The organism is Pseudonocardia acidicola, from assembly GCF_012911935.1.
Lineage (GTDB): Bacteria > Actinomycetota > Actinomycetes > Mycobacteriales > Pseudonocardiaceae > Pseudonocardia > Pseudonocardia acidicola.
Map to the genome: position 1 here is coordinate 16,914 of NZ_JAAXLA010000005.1, position 13,992 is coordinate 30,905.

Genomic DNA, 13,992 nt, shown 5'->3' on the forward strand with positions numbered 1-13,992 from the left:
CGAGCACGCTAGACCGTCCCGTGGTGGGCGAGGGCCTGCTCGACGGCGCCGCGGCGGCGCTGCGCCGCGGCCAGCTCGAGCAGCAGCCCGGTATCCGCCCGCGGGAGCAGCGCCGCGATCGCCTCGCGCGCCGCATCCGGGGCGCCGCCGAGATCGGGCCGGGCGATCAGATCGAGCAGGGTCTGCTCGACCGTGGTCACCCAGCCCTGGCCCAGCTCGGTCTGATACCGCTGCACGTCGAGCCGGGCCACGTCGCGGCGCACGAACAGCACCTCGGCGTTGCGGTCGGTCAGCTGCAGGGTGCGACGATGGCGCTCGACGGCCACCACGGCGACGCCCAGGGCCCGCGGGATCGCCGCATGCACGCGCGCGGCGCTGATCCCCATCAACGCCGTCTCCCCGGTGTGTCCGCCGGTGGCGGCGATCGCGAGGGCGGCGGCCTCCAGCGGCGGCAACCAGTCGCCGCCCACCGCGTCGTCCGGGACGGCCGCGAACAGCCCCGGGGCGAGCCGGTGCAAGGCCCCCCGCCGCTCGAGCCGCGCGAACTCGGCGCGGGGATTGCTGTAGACGTCCCGGGCGTCGACCGGGCGCAGCACGCGACCCCCGCTGAGCAAGGCCGGTGGAACCCGCGCCGCAACATGGACGCCCATCACTGTCACCTCCGTAGCCCAAAACACTACGCTCGTGACAGTGATGGGGGAAGGTCCGCAAGCGGGCGCGTGCAGAGCACCACTCACGTCGCTCCTGCCCGCCGGAGCCTTGGATACCCGGCTACCAACTGCCGCAGAGTTGGCCGCTCTCGCTAGGAGCACGCCGTGCGCCTCACCCGCCTCGGCCACGACTGCAGCTTCGGTAGCGGCAATGTCGGCGCCGGCGCGGTGGACCGCAGCGGTCGCAACAGCGCCGCGCTCAAGGCTGACGCCCACGCCGAGCACGTCAAGCCGGGTGGACCGCCGGGCACGGTGCACCAGAGCGGCGCCGAACTCGCTGGTTGTCCGCACATTGGCGCGGGCGCTCACGCGGCTCGAGCAGGCCAGCGGGCTCCAGCAGTGCGTCGTCGCGCACCGCCCGTCGAGCAGTTCGACGACGGCCGATCCGGCTTCGCTCCCGACAGGTTGAGCGCTTTCTGGTCTTGACCACCCTTCTTTGAGCGACTTATGGTTATCATGGCTCGAATCAGCGTGGATTTGGGAAGGTGTTCAGTGTCGGCTGGTGGTAAGGCGTTCACCGGGGCGCTCGGGGTGCGCGACGACGACCCCGTTGCCGCCGAGGAGATCTTCGGGTCGGTCGTGGTCGTTCAGACCCGCGATTTCGTCGACGAGGTCGTCACCCGGGCGAATCGCAGCAACCACGGCCTGACCGTCCGCGTCCGGACGAAGGACCTGGCCGAGGCGCACACCGTCTGGGCAGAGCGCGCGGCCGGCACCGTCCGGGGCAACACCTGTGGCGACGTCAGTACCGCAGCTCCACGGGCGGGGTGACCAATTCCGGGCTCGGACCAAACCGCGGCCCCGAGGGGCTCGACAAGTACCTGCGCACCGCGACCCGTCGGGATGTCACTCGCTCAGCCGCTCTGCACGGCATGCGGTTGCAGCGGCTTGTACCGCAGGTCCAGGTAAAGCCACAGCTCGATGGAGGCCACACCGGCCACAGCCCGCACATGCTCGTCGACCAGTGAAAGGAGGTCCTCGTGGTGCACGCAGACAACCTCGGCCAGCACGTCGTACCGGCCGGCGGTGATCGCGACGTAGGTCACCGCGGACAGGCGTGTCAGGGCCTCCGCGATGTCGGCCGAGCGGGCATTCGCGGTGGCCTTCACCACGATCCAGCCTGTCGAGCGGAAGCCCAGCCGCAGTGGGTTCGCGATGCCCATGACTTTCACCGCGCCCGACGCCACCAGCCGCTGGTAACGCTGGCGCACCATCGTCTCCGACACGCCGAGTGCGGTGGCCAGCTCGCTGAAGGGCGCGCGGCCATCCACAGCCAGCAGGGACACGATGCGCCGGTCGATCTCGTCGAGGGCGCGTGGCCGAACGCCCTCCGGGTCGGCGCCGTGGCCGGGAAGCACGCCTTCGAAGCGAGCCTGCTGGTAGTGCAGGCGCAGATAAGCCAGCACCTCGACCTGGGCGACACCGGGAAGCACGCGGATCCGCTCATCGACGACACGCTGCAGTTCGCCGGGATCCGCGCACATGAGCTCGGCCTGCAGCGCGAACCGGCCGGTGGTGCAGGTGACGTAGTCGACCTGGGAGATCGCGCTCAGGGAGTCGGCCAGCTCGCTGGTGTTGACCGCCCCGTCGACGGTGATGCAGGCAAGGCCCATGGCTGCATAGCCCAGCAGCGCTGGGTCCGTCACGGCCGTGACCTGGATGAAGTTCTCGTCGAGCAGCATGCTGACCTTGCGGCGCGCGGTCTTCTCGGTCATACCGGTGCGCCGGGCGATGTCGGCGTAGGAGATGCGCCCATCGGCCTGCAACAGGGTGACCAGCCACATCTCCGGCTCGCTCAGGTTCGGCGCCGCCAGATCCGCGCGGAGAACCCGTGCGCCGCCGGATGCCGAGTCGGTGCCATCGGCAGGGGTAGCTGACTCGGCCTGGCTACGCGTCGGCGGGGCACTGCGGGGCACCAGCACAACGTATCGGACTCAGCTATCAGGAATCGCCGGACCCGAACCGGCTCGAGCTGGAACGACACCAGCACATCTCGAAGGAGTCGCACAATGCGTGTCGGATTGCTTCAGGAGGGCGACCTCAGCGGAACGGACGTCGCCACGCGATACCACCAGCTGATCGACGAGGTGGTCCTCGCCGACAAGCTCGGTTTTTCGACGTGGGGAACCTCCGAGCAGCACTTCAGCCCGCCGTCGTTCTCGGTCTCGGCGCCCGAGGTGCTGTATTCCGCCATCGCCGCGAGAACCGAGAACATCAAGTTCCGCACGATGGCGTCGGTTCTCTTGGCCTGGAACCATCCCATTCTCATCGCTGAGCGGCTCGCCACGCTCGACATCGTCTCGAATGGGCGCGCGGAGATCTGCACCGCCCGGTCCAACAACGTCCATACAATGGAAGCCTTCGGTGTCGACCCGAAGGAGACACGGGCGCAGTGGGAGGACTCGATGGACGTCCTCGTCAAAGCATTCACCGACGATTACCTCGAGCATGACGGTCCGGTGTGGAAGATTCCGCGCCGCGAACTCGTCCCCCGCCCGGTCACCAAGCCGCACCCGCCGATCTCCGTGGCGGCCTCCAGCGAGCAGTCCCACGTCAACGCCGGGCAGCGCGGCATCGGCGTCATCAGCTTCGACAACTACTTCGGATTCGGCTACCTGCAACAGTGCCTGGAGGCCTACCGGACAGCCTTCGACAGCACCGACCACTCCGGTCCGGCCGCGCCCAACGACTACCGCGGCCTCTACGTCGCGACCGCCTACTGCGCAGAGAACCGTGGGGAAGCCCGCCGAGTGGCTCGCGACATCGCGCTCGGCTACTTCGAGTTCATCCTCCAGCTCTACATCCGGCTGGCCGACCAACCCGGCTACACCTACCTCGAAGAGATCAAGGCCCTGGTCGAGCACCGCGACGATCTCGACTGGCTCTGCGAGTGGAGCCCGTCGGTCATGATCGGCGATCCCGATGACTTCGTCGCCCGCATCAAGCAGCTTGAGGAGATGGGGCTGAACGAAGTGCTGCTCCGCATCGACGGCGTCGGGCACGAGAACATCAAGAAGTCCCTGGAACTCATCGGGCATGAGGTCATCCCGGTCGTCGACCCGGCAGCCGCGGAGAGGCTCCGGTGACTGAGGCGGGGTTGGACGCGCCCCTCTCGCCGACGCCTTCCGAAGCCCTCGAACCGACCGACGAGCTGGGGCGCCGGTGCGCGGCACTCGCCGACCCGGCGGCTCAAGGCGAGCCGCTGACCAGGCTGGAATACCTGCTGCTGGTGTTCGCCACCGTCGTCGTCCCCACCGTCCTCATCATCGCCGGGAGTTGGTTGTGAGTGCCGTCTCGCGGCCCGCCGCACCGGTGCACCACGGGGGCGGCGTGGGAAACGAACTCGCGGTGGAAAATGGCTGGCCGCAGTTACGCTCCGAACGCCGCTGGGGCCCCGTCACCGTCTTCAGCACCTCGATCGCTACCGCCGTCGCCACCTGGTGCTTCATCATCGGCGGATTCGTCTCCAACTTCCTCACCGCCGTGCCCGGCACCCTAGCGATCATCGCCGGATCGCTGATCGGGATGCTGTTCATCGTCCTGGCCCTGCTGCCCGTCTGCGGGAAGTACGGCATCGACTCCGCGGTGTCGTCCCGGCCACAGTTCGGGGTCAACGGCTCGCTGCTCCCGGTCGTGGCGATCTACGCCTCGACCCTTGGCTGGAACCTGATCCTGTTCATCTTCCTCGGCCGCGCGACCACTTCGATCCTGCGCGGGCTGGGTGTCGGCGCACCGGGATGGGTGACCGGGGTGGCTGGCGTCGCGGGCATCGTCATCGTACTCGCCGTACTACGGCCCGGACCGCACAAGCTCCGTGATCTCGGCCCGCCCATCGCCATCCTCACCCTGGTCTTCGGCGCCATCGTGATGGCGCTACTGCTGCACCGCCTCGGGCTGCAGGCCCTTCTGCACGCCCCTGCCGTTGCCCCTGCCGAGCAGGCAAACACGAACTGGGCCAGCGGGCTGGAGACACTCATCGCAGCCAACCTGTCCTGGTGGGCCTATACCGGCGGGATCGTGCGCAACGCCCCATCGGCACGCATTTCCCTGTGGGCGGTGGTTGTCGGTCTCGGCCTTGGCGTGGGGATCGGCTCACTCGCCGGTTTCTACGCCGGCCTGGTCATCCCGGACTCCGGTGGTGACCCCACCCAGTTCCTGGTCAACGTCGGCGGCCCGGTCATCGGCGTCCTGCTGTTGCTGTTCATCGTGATCGCTGACCTGGGCACGGTCATGGTCGGGGTCTACGCCTCAGCGATCGCGTTGCGGCAGGTACCGGGCAGGTTGAACCGCTCGTCTTGGCAGACCACCATCCTGGTGGCGACGCTGCCGGCGTTCGTGTTGGTCGGCTTCTTCCCAAACCTCGTGTTCAGCCACTTCAGCACGTTCCTGTCGTTCCTCGGGGTGTGCTTCGGGCCGATCTGCGGCATCCAGATCGTCGACTACTTCGTGCTCCGCCGCCAACGGCTCGACGTGCCCGGTCTCTACGACCGCACCCGCTCGGGCGTCTACCGCTTCTGGGGCGGGGTCAATCCCGTCGGCATCCTCGCCTTTGTCGTCGGTATCGCCACCTACCTGTTTCTCCTCGACCCGGTGACGTACCAGTCGCGGGCGCCGTTCCAGTACCTCACCGCCTCGCTGCCCTCGATCGTCGTGGCCGGCGCCGTCTACTGGCTGGGCGCCCGGTTTGTCCTGCGCCCGATGGGCGTGGGCGGCTACGCCCGCCGCGAGGAGAAGCGATGAGTGACCTCGACATGGCGCTCTTCCGCGCCGCCATGGCCGACCTTCCGGCCGGGGTCTCGATTGTCACGACCACCGCGGCCGGCGGTTCGCCAAGAGGCGCCACGGTCTCGGCCGTGGCCTCGGTGTCGCTGAGTCCGGCGATGCTGTTGGTCTGCCTTGACCAGCGATCGGACACTCTCGCCGCGCTCGCCCGGGGCAGGCACTTCCTGGTGCACATCGCCGCTGACGGCCAGCAGGAGCACGTGATGCGCTTCGCGGGAAAGGGCGCAGACAAGTTCATCGACGCGGCGTGGCATGCCGGGATGTCGGGCCAGCCCCAGCTCGCCGGCGCCACCGCCGTCTTCGACTGCGTCGTCGCCGAGTTGGTATCCGGCGGTGATCACACCATCGTCCTCGGCGAGATCACGGCGATCCAGCACGAACCCGAGAACACCCCCGTCGTCTACCACCGGCGCCGGCTCGCGCCGGCACCCGCAGCCTGAGCGGAGCAGCAATGTATGACGTTCTCGTTCTCTACAGCTGGCCAGCGGACACCGCCGCCTTCGACGACCACTACGTCCACGTGCACGTCCCGCTCGTCAAGGCCATGCCTTCGGTGCAGGAGTTCACCTGGGGCAAGGTCTCCTCGGACGAGGCGGACGCTCCCTACCTCGTCGCCCGGATGACATACCCCTCCGCCAGCGACGCCGAGCGTGCGCTCTCGAGCCCGGAAGCTCAGGCCGCCGTCGCCGACCTGGAGACCTTCGCGGGCGCCGGAGTACAGATCCTCAACACGACCCGGAGCCTGACATGGCAGCGGTGACGACCGGGGCCGAAGGGCCGCGGTCCGCGGAGACCGTACTGCTGGCCGGGCGGGCGCTGACGATGGCTCCCGCCGCGACCGACGGGCCGGTTGCGGTGGTGATCGACGGTGGCTGCATCGCCGCCGTGGTGCCGCGGGAGCGGGCCATCGAGTACATAGGCCGGGGCACCGAAGTCCTCGACGCGGGGGACCGCACGGTCCTACCTGGGTTCGTGGATCCGCACGCCCACGCTGAGGTCGCGGCCAAGGCCAGCTACTGGATGGTCGACGCCCGCGCGCCCGGCTGTGCCAGTGTCGCAGATGTTCTCGACACCCTGCGGGACAACCTTCCCGCCGCCCGCGACGGATGGCTCGTCGCCCAGGCGAACCTGTTCTTCGACCAGAAGCTCACCGATCAGCGCTTTCCCACCCGCGCTGAGTTGGACTCGGTCAGTCGGGACGTGGCGATCGCCGTGCGTGCGGGTGGGCATCTGACGGTGCTCAACTCCAAGGCGCTCGAGCTGGCCGGGATCGATGACCACTACGAGGCGGTGTCCTACAGCATCACCGGCAAGCCGACGGTGCAACGGGACGCGACCGGCGTGGCAATCGGTGTGGTCACGGAGATGGACAAGCTGCTGCCGCTTCCGGTGCTCTCCGAGCAGGAGTCCCGTGAGGCGCTGGAGACCGGCATCACGCAGCTGTTCACCCGCCACGGCGTGACCACCCTCGGGGAGATCTCCGAGTCCACCGACGGGCTGCGGATGATGGATGCGGCGGTGTCGGCCGGGCGCATCGGTACCCGTATGCACGTCTACCTGTGGGTACCGGGCACGGTCTCGCTCGATGAGGCCTGCGATCATCGCGCGTGGTCTGCGCTTCGGTCACAGCCCGACCGATTCCGGATCCACGGTGTGAAGATCTTCGCCGATGGCGGCTACTCCGCCGCCAACGCCGCGCTGACCCGCCCCTATGCCTCCCACGGCCACGGTTGCGGCGATATGGCGGTGACCGGCGCCGAAGTGACCGCTGCGGTGCGGCGTGTTTGGGCGGCAGGGCTTCAGCTGGCCGTGCACGCCAATGGCGACCGCGCCCAGCTCGAGGTGTGTGCAGCGATCGCCGCCGCCGGTCCTCGCCCAGACGGCGCCCTGCCGCCCAGGGTCGAGCACGCCGGCAATTTCGTCCCCGACTACAGCGAGCTGACCGACGCCTGGCGTAGGGCGGGAATCGTCCCAGTACCTCAACCGGTCTTCATCCAGAACTTCGCCGAGTTCCTGCCTGCCTACGTCGGGGAGTACGCCCGGGATCGCCAGTTCCCCTTCCGGCGTCTCCTCGACGACGGATGGCCGATCTCGGGCAGCTCGGACGTCTGGGTCGGCTCCGAGCAGCAGCAGACGCGGCCGTTCTTCAGCGTCGCCTGTTGCGTGACCCGGCGCTCCTTCCACGGCCACCCCATCGCGGCCACCGAGAAGATCGACATCCTCGATGCCTTACGCATGCACACCCTGGGCGGCGCCACGGCTCTCGGCGAGCAGGCGTCCCGCGGCTCGCTGGAGACGGGCAAGCTCGCTGACCTCATCATCGTCGACCGCGACCCGCTCACCGTCGCCGATGACGAGATCGCCAACATCCACGTGGACCAGGTGTTCGTTGCAGGTCAGAGCATGCACATCCGTGCACCGCACCTCGGTTCATCACGGGTGAAGCACCTGTGACGTCCGGTCACTCGCGATGGCCCTCGGCCGCACGGGGTGGCCGCACTGGCCAGCGGCTTGTCGAGCCGACACACGGACACAAGACGGCGCCGAGGCCGTCGCCCAGCAGCACTCGGGGTGTACCCGCACCGAGTGCTGCGCTCACGACGCCCTGTTCAGACCGGCGAGCCCATGGAACGTGCTGGCGTGGAACACGAGCGGGGCGGTTCCTGGGTGCGTGCGGTGGGCGTGCACCCGAAGTAGGACGAGGTCGTGGTCGCCGGCCCGCACAACCTCGTGGATCGCGCAGTCTAGCCAGGCGCTCGCGCCGTGCAGCAGTACGGCGCCCTCCGCGGTCGCCTCCCACTCGACCCCCGCGAACCTGTCCCGGTTTTCGAGGCGAGCCTGCGACAGGCCAGGCCCTGGCCCGCGCCCAGGACCGACAGCCCCAGGCGGGGGCGGTCGGCAAGCACCGGCCAGGTCGCCGAAGAGAGCTGGACACAGAGCCCAGCTAGGGCTGGGTCGAGCGAGATGGAGGTGAACGAACTGGCCGCGATCCCCACGGGTGCGCCGTCGTGCAGGGCACACACCGCGGTGACACCGCTGGGGTAGCAACCGAAGGCGGTGCGCAGCGCAGCGGGGTCGACGGCGGGATCCAGATGGGTCATCACAGCTCCTGCGGAAGTCCGTTGGGAGGGTGCACTCAGGAGCGCATGACGAATGGGTCACCGGCGGGCTCGTCACTGGTGTTGACCCAGACGCTCTTGAGGCGGGTGTACTCGTGGACGACCTCGGTGCCGTGCTCGACGCCCAGGCCGGAGGTCTTGAAGCCCGACCGCGGCGACATCGGCGACATCGCGCGGTACATGTTCACCCACACCGTCCCGGCGTCGAGTGCGGCAGCGGTGCGATGTGCCCGGGAGAGATCCTTCGTCCAGATGCCGGCGGCGAGGCCGTAGCTCGTGTTGTTGGCGATCCGGATGGCCTCGGCGTCGTCGTCGAAGGAGATGACCGCGACGACTGGGCCGAAGATCTCCTCGCGACACACCCGAGTGTCGTTGCCCAGCTCGGTGAAGACCGTTGGCTGGTGGAAGAAGCCGCCGAGGCCGGTGTCCGGGCGCCCGCCGCCGTAGGCGACGGTGCCGCCCTCGGCGCGGCCGGCGGCGACATACTCCTCGACCTTGGCCAGCTGGGCGGGCGTTGCCAGGGGGCCGAGCTCGGTGGCCGGGTCGAGCGGGTCGCCGATGCGGATCGTGCCGGCGCGCTCGACGACGCGGGCGACGAGCTCGTCGTAGATGGAGCGGTGGGCCAGGACTCGGCTGCCGGCGATGCAGGTCTGCCCGGCCGCGGCGAAGATCCCGGCGATAACGCCGTTGGCGGCACTCTCCACGTCCGCGTCGGCGAAGATGATCTGTGGGGACTTGCCGCCCAGCTCGAGGCCGGCGCGGACGAGCCGGCGGCCGGCGCGCTCGGAGATCCACGAGCCGGTGGCGGTGCTGCCGGTGAATGACAGCTTCTCCACCCTTGGGTCGTCGACAAGCGGGGCGCCGGCCTCGGGCCCGTACCCGGTCACGACGTTGACCACGCCCGGTGGGAAGCCTGCTTCCTCGAACAGCGGCGCGAGGGCGAGCATGGAGGCGCTCGTGTACTCCGACGGCTTGATGACCATCGTGTTCCCGCAGGCCAGCGCGGGGGCGAGCTTCGCGGTGGTGAGCAGCAGCGGAGAGTTCCACGGGGTGATCGCGCCGACGACGCCGACCGGCTCGCGGAGCGTGTAGTTGAGGATCTCGACGCTGTTGGCCGGGATGGTCTCGCCGTGGATCTTGTCGGCGAGCCCGCCGTAATAGTGGAAGTACTCGGGCAGAGCGGCGAGCTGGGCTCGCATCTCGCGCAGGAGCTTGCCGTTGTCGGTGCTTTCGGTGTGGGCGAGCTCCTCGGCGTTTTCACCGATCAGCTCGCCGACCCGGCGCAGCAGGGCGCCGCGACGGGTCTGGGAGACCCGTCGCCAGGACGGGTCGGTGAATGCACGCGTGGCCGCGGTGACGGCCCGATCGACGTCGGCGGCGGTGCCGCGGGCGGTCTCGTACCAGGCCTTACCGGTCGTCGGGTTGACGCTTGGCAGGTACTGCCCGTCGGCGGGCGGGACGTGCTCGCCGCCGATGTAGTGGTCGTGCCGGCGGAGGGGGCCGGCCGCGGTGTCTGTGGCGGCGGCCGAGACGGCAGTGCTCATGGCAGCAGCGCTCCTGGGGGATGTGTGGAGGTGCGGCCGTCGATCTGCGAGACGACCGCGTCGAGGACCGCGTCGGGCCGCTCGAGGGGAAGCAGGTGCCGGGCCCCCCGGACGACCGCCCAGCGACCGTCCGGCACCTGCGCCGCCACCGCGGTGGACATCGCAGGTGTCGAGCCTGTGTCCTCGGCGCCGGTGATCGCGAGGACGGGCATCGTCAGCTCGCGCAGCCGAGGCCAGAGCTGCGCGTCGGCATCGGCGAAGACCGAGTAGCAGGCGAGGTAGGACTCGGGTCGATTGGCCCGCAGCGTAGCCAGGACGCGTTCGGCCAACGCGGGCTCGGCGGCCTTCCACGTGGGCGAGAACCATCGATCGACGGCGGCAAGGAAGGTGGCGTCGAGGTCTGTGCGGGACGCCCGGAGCCGACCCGCGACGGCATCGCGCTCGGCGGCGGAACGATTCGCTACCCCGCTGACCAGCGTCAGCGACGCAACGAGCTCCGGGTTGTCCAAGGCGACCTCGGTGGCGACCAGCGCACCGAGTGAGAAGCCGACGAGGTGTGCTGGGCCGTCGAGCCCCCTCATGAGCCGCGCGATGTCCGTGGCGAGGTCGCTCAGGGTCAGCCCCGGTGCCGCGTCCGGAGCGGTGCCGTGGCCGCGCAGGTCCGGCGTGAGCACATGGTGTCGCGCTGCGAGCCCCGGCGCGAGGCGCTCCCACATTGTGTGGTCCAGGCCCACACCGTGCAGCAGGACCACGTCCGCCGGGGCGCTCATCGCTCGCTGGCCAGCGGGGCGAGACGGGCCTGCGGACGGCCCTGGGCAGCGGCGGCGAGCCCAACGATGATCTCGTCGGCGCGCGGGGCGTCGGCCAGCCGGGCCTCGACGGTCTGGTGGTGCGACCGGATCGTGGCGTCGGTGACGTGTTTGAGCGGGATGTCGAACGTGGCGCCGGCCGCGGCCCGCTTCTCCACGGCCGGGAGCAGTGTGGTCGCGTTCGCGGCGTCGCGGAAGTGGTTGCCGAACTTCAGGGTGTGGATCAGACCGGAGCCGTGCTCGATCTCGCCGTCGAGGCCGACGATCGCGGCCTTGCCGAAGGCCTCGACCGATGCGCCCAGGGCATCGACGACGCGGTCGCTGAGCAGCTTGCCCAGCTGCGGCGCCACCTCGTCGATCAGCGGACCGAGGTCCTCCACGAACCCCTGCCCTGCCCATGGGTTCTGGAGAACGGCCAGCACGATCGCGGTGCGGGCGGTCGGCTCGACGGGCCGGCCGCCCTCGGTGAGGACCTCGTCGAGGATCGTGGTGATGCTGCGGATCGTGATGGTCACGAGACGGACTCCAGTTCCGGACGGGCGAGGATCTCCTCGGTCAGGGCGGCGTCGGTGCGGCGGTCACCGATGCGGGCGTTGGGGCGGGGCCCGTCGGAGGCGGCCGCGATCACGACGATCTCGCCGGGGCTGGGTGCGTCGGGCACCCGCACGGGCACGGTCTGGTAGTGCGAGCGCGTCGCGGCGTGCTCCTTGTGCCACAACGGGACGCTCAGCGTGGTCCCGGCCCCGGCACGCTGGTCGCAGAAGACGATGATCGACTCACCGAGGGTGCGGCGGCGCAGTACGTCGCCGAAGTACGGGGTGTGAATGAACGCGCCGGCGTGCTCGATCTCGCCGTCGAGGCCGACGATCGCGGCCTTGCCGAAGGCCTCGATCCGGCCGACACCGCCGAGTGCGTTGATCAGCCGGTCAGACAGCGCGTGCGCGACTCGCGGGGCGAGCGCGGCCACTTCGGCGGAGAGGTCGTCCTGGACTCCGAGACCGGCCCAGGGGTTCGCGACCACCGCCACCGCGGCCGCCCGGCGCACCGGGGTGCGTACGGGTTCGCCGAGCTCGGTGACGATCTCCTCGACGACGGTGACGATTCGCCGGATCGCGCCGGTCACGCCGACTCGCCGGTGAATTGGGGCATGACCTTCTCGGCGAACAGCTCGAAGCTACGCATCGACTTGCGGTGCTCGAGCCCTGGGTGGGTGGTCCAGAGCATCAGGTCCTGCAGGTTGAGCTTCTCGCGCAGCTCGTGGACCTTCTCCGCGACGTAGTCCGGGGTGCCGACGAGCAGGTTGCGCTCGGCGAGGAAGTCGTAGTCGAGCTGCTGTCCCTCGGCCAGTTCCTCGCCCGCTTCGCGCAGGTTGCCCAGGCCGCGCCAGTGGCAGATCCACTTGTAGGAGGTCAGCAGCGCCTCCTCGAAATCGGCGCGGGCCTGCTCCATCGTGTCCGCCACGTACACGTCGCGGACCAGCGAGAGACCCTGGCCCAGCGGCTGGTCGACGCCGGTCGCCTCGGACAGGGTGTCGCGGTAGAGGGCGAATCGGCTCTTGAGCTCGGAGATCGGCGGCATCCAGAAGATGCCCTTCATTCCGGACCGTGCCGCGCCCTGGATCGACCGCGCGGTGTCGATGACCTGCGACAGCGGCGGGTGCGGTCGCTGGAATGACTGCGGGACGACCTGCAGTTTGCCGATCGTGCCGTCGGGCCTGGTGAACTCAGGGGTGGATGGCGACTGCGGGTGGTTCCAGGCGATCCCGGGAGCGGGGTACTGGTAGAAACGACCATCGTGGGAGAAGAACTCCCCGCTCCAGGCCTTGCGGAGGATCTCGACGGTCTCCTCGAACAGCGCCCGGTTCTGCTCCTGGTCCTTCGGGTTTGCGACCGGGTTGAGGTTCATCGCCTCGCGTCCGTAGAGCCCGCGGCCGACGCCCACCTCGACTCGACCACCGGAGAGCTGGTCGAGCATCGCGATGTCTTCTGCCAGCCGCATCGGGTTCCAGAAGGTCACGATGTTCGCGGCCTGGCCGATCCGGATCCGTGAGGTGCGCGCGGCGGTGTCGCTGCCCATCAGCACCGGGTTCGGGACCAGCTCGTAGCCCTCGTGGCCGAAGTGGTGCTCGGTGTACCAGATCGAGTGGTAGCCGGCGTCGTCGGCGAAGGTGGCGACCTCCCGTATCTCGTCGAGTACGGAGGCGACCTCGTGCAGCCGCCCGGGGGCACCGACGTTGTGGAAGATCGAAAAGCGCATCTCTACATCTCCTTTCGGAGGGGCCGGCCACCGGTGAGGGGGTCGTCGGCGGACATGGTGGCTCGCTCGCTGGAGCGGACGTGGTCGCGCATCGCGAACTCCGCTCCGAAGCCGTCCTTCTCTCGGATCAGTTCCAACACATGCCGATGCTCGGAGAGCGAGGCTCCGAGCCGGCCCGGCCGGGATAGCGCTGCGGACACCAGCCGGTGGTAGGCGAGCTGGTTCATCAGCGTGCGGTAATGCGTGACGAGCTGGGTGTTGTCGGCACCAGTCACGAGCAGCTCGTGGAACTCGTGAACCAACAGGGCGTAGTCGTCTGCAGCGCCGCGCGCAACGGCGTGGCTTGAGCGCTCGATGTTGTCCTCGAGCTGGTCGAGCACAGGCACTGGACCGCGAGCGGCCAACAGCCGCGCTGCCATGCCTTCGAACATCTCCTTCAGCTCGAACAGCTCGATGACCTCGCGGCGGCTCGGTGCTCGGACGAATGTGCCGACCCGGGGGCGGACCTCGATCAGCCCCTCGATCTGCAGCTGCTTGAGCGCCTCACGGACGGGGGTCCGGCTCACCTCATACTCCGTGGCGAGTGCGACCTCGGACAGCGGCCGCCCGGGCGGGTGGACGCCGTCGACGATCGCCTTGCGCAGACCATCGAGGACACGAGCCTGGGCTCCGCCCTTGGATCCACGACGATCCGTAGTGCCTTCTTGCATGCAAGGAAGGTACATGTCGCCACGAGGGCGGTCAACGCAGGGCGTCCCGCGCCCAGACCAGA

General features: G+C 69.3%; 16 protein-coding genes and 1 pseudogene. 8 read left to right on the forward strand and 9 right to left on the reverse strand.

The window, feature by feature from the left end; genetic code table 11:
• Positions 1 to 8: 8 nt before the first annotated feature.
• Positions 9 to 650, reverse strand: coding sequence for a type IV toxin-antitoxin system AbiEi family antitoxin domain-containing protein (locus tag HF526_RS04110; protein ID WP_169379898.1), 642 nt, complete (start codon positions 648 to 650; stop codon positions 9 to 11).
• A 165-nt stretch (positions 651 to 815) separates the two neighbouring features.
• On the opposite strand from HF526_RS04110, the gene HF526_RS04115 reads away from it, so the two are divergent.
• Together HF526_RS04115 and HF526_RS04120 are read left to right on the forward strand one after the other, a co-directional pair.
• Positions 816 to 1,136, forward strand: coding sequence for a hypothetical protein (locus HF526_RS04115; RefSeq protein WP_169379899.1), 321 nt, complete (start codon positions 816 to 818; stop codon positions 1,134 to 1,136).
• A gap of 66 nt (positions 1,137 to 1,202) precedes the next feature.
• Positions 1,203 to 1,481, forward strand: coding sequence for an aldehyde dehydrogenase family protein (locus HF526_RS04120; protein ID WP_169379900.1), 279 nt, complete (start codon positions 1,203 to 1,205; stop codon positions 1,479 to 1,481).
• An 83-nt stretch (positions 1,482 to 1,564) separates the two neighbouring features.
• Here the strand turns inward: HF526_RS04120 and HF526_RS04125 are convergent, their stop codons facing one another.
• Positions 1,565 to 2,626: an Lrp/AsnC family transcriptional regulator gene (locus tag HF526_RS04125; protein WP_211176758.1), complete on the reverse strand. Its 1,062-nt coding sequence runs from the start codon at positions 2,624 to 2,626 to the stop codon at positions 1,565 to 1,567.
• A gap of 93 nt (positions 2,627 to 2,719) precedes the next feature.
• Between HF526_RS04125 and HF526_RS04130 the strand changes: the two genes are divergently transcribed.
• From HF526_RS04130 to HF526_RS04155, 6 genes are read left to right on the forward strand one after another with little or no spacing between them, the layout of a single operon-like run.
• Complete coding sequence (locus tag HF526_RS04130) at positions 2,720 to 3,796, forward strand: LLM class flavin-dependent oxidoreductase (protein WP_169379901.1); 1,077 nt, start codon at positions 2,720 to 2,722, stop codon at positions 3,794 to 3,796.
• Positions 3,793 to 3,996 carry a hypothetical protein gene (locus HF526_RS04135; protein ID WP_169379902.1) on the forward strand — a complete coding sequence of 68 codons (204 nt, stop codon included), beginning with the start codon at positions 3,793 to 3,795 and terminating at the stop codon, positions 3,994 to 3,996. Before HF526_RS04130 ends, HF526_RS04135 begins: the two co-directional genes overlap by 4 nt.
• Positions 3,993 to 5,450: a cytosine permease gene (locus tag HF526_RS04140; protein ID WP_169379903.1), complete on the forward strand. Its 1,458-nt coding sequence runs from the start codon at positions 3,993 to 3,995 to the stop codon at positions 5,448 to 5,450. The genes HF526_RS04135 and HF526_RS04140 overlap by 4 nt, the downstream gene beginning before the upstream one ends.
• Entirely contained in the window at positions 5,447 to 5,932 is a 486-nt protein-coding gene (locus HF526_RS04145; protein ID WP_169379904.1) for a flavin reductase family protein, read from the forward strand. The genes HF526_RS04140 and HF526_RS04145 overlap by 4 nt, the downstream gene beginning before the upstream one ends.
• An 11-nt stretch (positions 5,933 to 5,943) precedes the next feature.
• Positions 5,944 to 6,252 (forward strand): EthD family reductase, encoded by a 309-nt coding sequence (locus HF526_RS04150; protein WP_169379905.1) that lies wholly within the window; start codon positions 5,944 to 5,946, stop codon positions 6,250 to 6,252.
• Entirely contained in the window at positions 6,240 to 7,946 is a 1,707-nt protein-coding gene (locus tag HF526_RS04155; RefSeq protein ID WP_169379906.1) for an amidohydrolase, read from the forward strand. The genes HF526_RS04150 and HF526_RS04155 overlap by 13 nt, the downstream gene beginning before the upstream one ends.
• 141 nt (positions 7,947 to 8,087) lie before the next feature.
• Here HF526_RS04155 and HF526_RS04160 read toward each other — a convergent pair.
• From HF526_RS04160 to HF526_RS04190, 7 genes and pseudogenes are all read right to left on the reverse strand, one after another.
• Positions 8,088 to 8,593: pseudogene (locus HF526_RS04160) on the reverse strand (flavin reductase family protein).
• 35 nt (positions 8,594 to 8,628) lie between these two features.
• Complete coding sequence (locus HF526_RS04165) at positions 8,629 to 10,155, reverse strand: aldehyde dehydrogenase (protein ID WP_169379907.1); 1,527 nt, start codon at positions 10,153 to 10,155, stop codon at positions 8,629 to 8,631.
• Positions 10,152 to 10,925, reverse strand: a complete 774-nt coding sequence (locus HF526_RS04170; protein ID WP_169379908.1) for an alpha/beta fold hydrolase — start codon at positions 10,923 to 10,925, stop codon at positions 10,152 to 10,154. Before HF526_RS04170 ends, HF526_RS04165 begins: the two co-directional genes overlap by 4 nt.
• Positions 10,922 to 11,479, reverse strand: a complete 558-nt coding sequence (locus tag HF526_RS04175) for an amino acid synthesis family protein (protein ID WP_338051284.1) — start codon at positions 11,477 to 11,479, stop codon at positions 10,922 to 10,924. Before HF526_RS04175 ends, HF526_RS04170 begins: the two co-directional genes overlap by 4 nt.
• Positions 11,476 to 12,087 carry an amino acid synthesis family protein gene (locus tag HF526_RS04180; RefSeq protein ID WP_169379909.1) on the reverse strand — a complete coding sequence of 204 codons (612 nt, stop codon included), beginning with the start codon at positions 12,085 to 12,087 and terminating at the stop codon, positions 11,476 to 11,478. Before HF526_RS04180 ends, HF526_RS04175 begins: the two co-directional genes overlap by 4 nt.
• Positions 12,084 to 13,220, reverse strand: a complete 1,137-nt coding sequence (locus tag HF526_RS04185) for an LLM class flavin-dependent oxidoreductase (protein ID WP_169379910.1) — start codon at positions 13,218 to 13,220, stop codon at positions 12,084 to 12,086. The genes HF526_RS04180 and HF526_RS04185 overlap by 4 nt, the downstream gene beginning before the upstream one ends.
• A 2-nt stretch (positions 13,221 to 13,222) precedes the next feature.
• On the reverse strand, positions 13,223 to 13,945 hold the full coding sequence (locus HF526_RS04190) for a GntR family transcriptional regulator (protein ID WP_338051285.1): 723 nt from the start codon (positions 13,943 to 13,945) through the stop codon (positions 13,223 to 13,225).
• Positions 13,946 to 13,992 lie beyond the last annotated feature (47 nt).

Bases quoted from the DNA above. Each gene is read 5' to 3' on its own strand.
- HF526_RS04110 (WP_169379898.1), bottom strand. From the start codon at position 650: ATGGGCGTCCATGTTGCGGCGCGGGTTCCACCGGCCTTGCTCAGCGGG.
- HF526_RS04130 (WP_169379901.1), top strand. From the start codon at position 2,720: ATGCGTGTCGGATTGCTTCAGGAGGGCGACCTCAGCGGAACGGACGTC.
- HF526_RS04145 (WP_169379904.1), top strand. From the start codon at position 5,447: ATGAGTGACCTCGACATGGCGCTCTTCCGCGCCGCCATGGCCGACCTT.
- HF526_RS04150 (WP_169379905.1), top strand. From the start codon at position 5,944: ATGTATGACGTTCTCGTTCTCTACAGCTGGCCAGCGGACACCGCCGCC.
- HF526_RS04155 (WP_169379906.1), top strand. From the start codon at position 6,240: ATGGCAGCGGTGACGACCGGGGCCGAAGGGCCGCGGTCCGCGGAGACC.
- HF526_RS04165 (WP_169379907.1), bottom strand. From the start codon at position 10,155: ATGAGCACTGCCGTCTCGGCCGCCGCCACAGACACCGCGGCCGGCCCC.
- HF526_RS04170 (WP_169379908.1), bottom strand. From the start codon at position 10,925: ATGAGCGCCCCGGCGGACGTGGTCCTGCTGCACGGTGTGGGCCTGGAC.
- HF526_RS04185 (WP_169379910.1), bottom strand. From the start codon at position 13,220: ATGCGCTTTTCGATCTTCCACAACGTCGGTGCCCCCGGGCGGCTGCAC.
- HF526_RS04190 (WP_338051285.1), bottom strand. From the start codon at position 13,945: ATGTACCTTCCTTGCATGCAAGAAGGCACTACGGATCGTCGTGGATCC.